The organism is Actinomadura formosensis NBRC 14204 (assembly GCF_001552155.1).
Taxonomy (GTDB): Bacteria; Actinomycetota; Actinomycetes; order Streptosporangiales; family Streptosporangiaceae; genus Spirillospora; species Spirillospora formosensis.
This window is the reverse complement of record NZ_BCQQ01000304.1, coordinates 1-1180: the sequence shown is the minus strand read 5'-3', so window position 1 is coordinate 1180 and position 1180 is coordinate 1. Positions and strand designations below refer to the sequence as shown.

The 1180-nt window shown below is 76.0% G+C and carries 1 protein-coding gene; it reads left to right on the top strand.

The features are described 5' to 3' along the window. The coding region (locus AF1_RS32650; protein ID WP_174548925.1) for a polyketide synthase dehydratase domain-containing protein at window positions 1–1180 on the top strand (1180 nt) is incomplete at both ends.

Genomic DNA, 1180 nt, shown 5'->3' with positions numbered 1-1180 from the left:
CCGGCCCGCCGAGTCGGTCACCGACGCGGCGTCGCTGGGCCAGGCGGCGGCCGACCACCCAATGCTGGGGGCGGTGGTGCCGCTGCCGCAGTCCGGCGGGCTGGTGTTCACCTCGCGGCTGTCGGTGCGGTCACACCCGTGGCTGGCCGACCACGCGGTCGGCGGAGTTGTGATCGTGCCGGGCAGCGGGCTCGTCGAGTTGGCCGTGCGCGCCGGTGACGAGGCCGGCTGCCCCGTCCTGGACGAGTTGGTGATCGAGGCGCCGCTGGTGCTGCCCGAGCACGGCGGGGTCCGGGTGCAGGTTGCCGTGAGCGGCCCGGACGGCAACGGTGCCCGCACTGTGGACGTGTACTCGCTGCGCGATGGCGGCGCGGGCCCGTGGACACGGCATGCCACCGGCGTGCTGTCGGCCGTGCCGGGCAGTGGCGCCGGATTCGACTTCGTGGCGTGGCCGCCGCCGGGCGCGGTGGAGGTCGACGTCGCGGACTTCTACACCGGCCTTGCCGAGCGCGGCTACGCCTACGGTCCGGCGTTCCAGTGCCTTCGGGCGGTGTGGCGGCGCGGTGACGAGGTGTTCGCCGAGGTCACCCTGCCCGACGGCCTGCGCAAGGACGCCGCGCGGTTCGGCGTGCACCCGGCGCTGCTCGACGCCGCCCTGCAGGCCGCCACGGCCGGTGGTGCGCAGGAGCCGGAAGAACCGGTGCTGGCGTTCGCGTGGAACGGGGTGGTGCTGCACGCGGCCGGCGCCACGGCGTTGCGTGTGCGGCTCGCGCCCTCCGGCTCGGACGCGCTGTCGGTCGAGGCCGCCGACGAGACCGGCGGGCCTGTCGTGACGATGGATTCGCTGGTGTCCCGGCCCGTGTCCGCCGAGCGGCTGGGCGTCGTGGCGGGCGAGAGCCGTGACTCGCTGTTCCGGGTGGAGTGGGCCGGACTACCCCTGACGCACGCAGAGCCGTCACCGTCCTGGGCGCCGGTGGGCGCCGCCCGCGACGTGGCGGCGCTGGCCGAGGGTGCGAGCGTGCCGCCGGTGGCCGTGCTGGACGCCATGAGCGACGGCGGCGACGGTGCTGCGCTGGCGGTAACGTCCCGGGTACTGCGGGTCCTGCAGGCGTGGCTGGCCGCGCCCGCGTTCGAGGAGTCGCGGCTTGTGGTCGTGACCCGCGGCGCGGTCCCCGCCGGC